The sequence below is a fragment of the Actinosynnema sp. genome, assembly GCF_052038725.1.
Map to the genome: position 1 here is coordinate 1 of NZ_JBQGCX010000001.1, position 1,821 is coordinate 1,821.

At 74.8% G+C, this 1,821-nt stretch carries 2 protein-coding genes; both read right to left on the minus strand.

The genetic code is table 11. The annotated features are described in order from the left end of the window. Positions 1-596: response regulator (locus tag ACTUAL_RS00005; RefSeq protein WP_440898803.1), on the minus strand; the 596-nt coding region annotated here is incomplete at its 3' end. Then, the coding region (locus tag ACTUAL_RS00010) for an ATP-binding protein (RefSeq protein ID WP_440898804.1) at positions 593-1,821 on the minus strand (1,229 nt) is incomplete at its 5' end. The genes ACTUAL_RS00010 and ACTUAL_RS00005, both read right to left, overlap by 4 nt.

Sequence of the window (1,821 nt, forward strand, 5' to 3'; positions counted from 1 at the left end):
TACCGCCGCGCGCTCACCCGCGACAGCCCCGCCCGGTCGCCCACCTCCTGCGCCGACATGTTCCCCGCGGCCGTGCTGCCCTCCGCCGCCCGCAGGGCCTCGGTCACCAGCCGCAGCGTCACCGCCGACAGCCCCTTCGGCAGCACGTTCGCAGGCCGGTGCTGCATCAGCTGGTCGACCTCGTCCTGGTCGAGCCAGTCGCCCAGCCGCTGCACCTCCACCCGTCGCGCCAGGTACTCGCGCATCCGGTCCAGGAACGCCGTGCGCGTGAACGGCTTCACCAGGTAGTGGTCCACCCCCTTGGACATCGCCTGCCGCACCGTCTCCCGCTCCCGCGCCGCCGTCACCGCGATCACGTCCACCGGCGGCACGACGCGCGCCCGCAGCCTGGCCAGCACCTCCAGCCCGGACATGTCCGGCAGGTGGATGTCCAGCAGCACCAGGTCCGGCAGCAGCTCGTCCACCGCCCGCAGCGCCGCGTCGCCGTCGTGCGCCTCGCCCACCACCTCGAACTCCGGCAGCGACGCCAGGAACCCCCGGTGCACCGCGGCCACCGCGAAGTCGTCGTCCACGACCAGCGCCCGCACCACCGTCACCGGGACCCCGCTTCCGGCAGCCACACGTCGAACGACGCGCCACCCAGCTCCGAAGAATCCGACACGTCGACCCGGCCACGCCGCCGGGTGACCACCCTGGACACCAACGCCAGTCCTATCCCTCGTCCGTGCGCCCCTCTCGGCGCCTTCGTGCTCACCCCGAGGGTGAAGATCTCCGCCCGCCGCTCCCGCGCGACGCCCGGCCCGTCGTCCTCGACCAGCACCCGCACCCCCGACCCGCCCGCGTCCACCAGCACCCGCACCTCGCCGCCGTTGCCGGAGGCGTCCACGGCGTTGTCCACCAGGTTCCCGAGCACGGTCAGCGCGTCGTCACCGGCCCGCGCCAGCACCCGCGACCCGGCGTCCAGCCGCAGCCGCACGCCCCGCTCGTGCGCGGTGCTCGACTTGGCCAGCAGCAGCGCCGCCAGCGCCGGGTCGGCCTCGGCCCCGCCGATGATGTCGGCCGTCACCGACCCCGCGCCACCGACCCGCTCGATGTAGCGCACCGCCTCGTCGCCGCGCTCCAGCTCCAGCAGCCCGCCGATGACGTGCAGGTGGTTGGAGAACTCGTGCGCCTGCGCCCGCAGCACCTCGGTGACCGCCCGGTGCCCGTCGATCTCGCGCAGCGCGTCGTGCAGCTCGGTCCGGTCGCGCAGCGTGAGCACCACGCCGACCGGGCGGCCGTGCGTGCGGGCGGTCATCCGGTTCGCCACCAGCACCCGCTCGCCCGCCAGCACCAGCCGGTCGGCCGCGTCGTCGCCGCGCGCCAGGTCCAGCAGACCGCCGTGCTCCAGCACCTGCGCGGCGGGCCGCCCGGTCGGGTCGTCGGTCAGCCCCAGCAGCCGCACCGCCTCGTCGTTGACCAGCGCCAACCGCTCGGTCGCGTCGATGGCGACCACGCCCTCGCGCACCCCGTGCAGCATCGCCTCGCGGGTCTCCAGCAGCTGCGCGATCTCGGCCGGTTCCAGCCGGAACGTGCGCTTGCGGACCATCCGCGTCACCAGCGCCGCCCCGAGCACCCCGACCAGCGCGGACGCGATCAGCCAGCCGATCAGCTCGCCGAGGTCCTCGGCCAGGTCGGCGGCCAGCTCCTCCTCCAGGATGCCCACCGACGCCATGCCGATGACCGTCCCCGCCGTGTTCCGGATCGGCACCTTGGCCCGCAGGGACGTGCCGAGCGTGCCCGTCTCGGTGCCCACGTACACCGTCCCGGACAGCGCCGAGG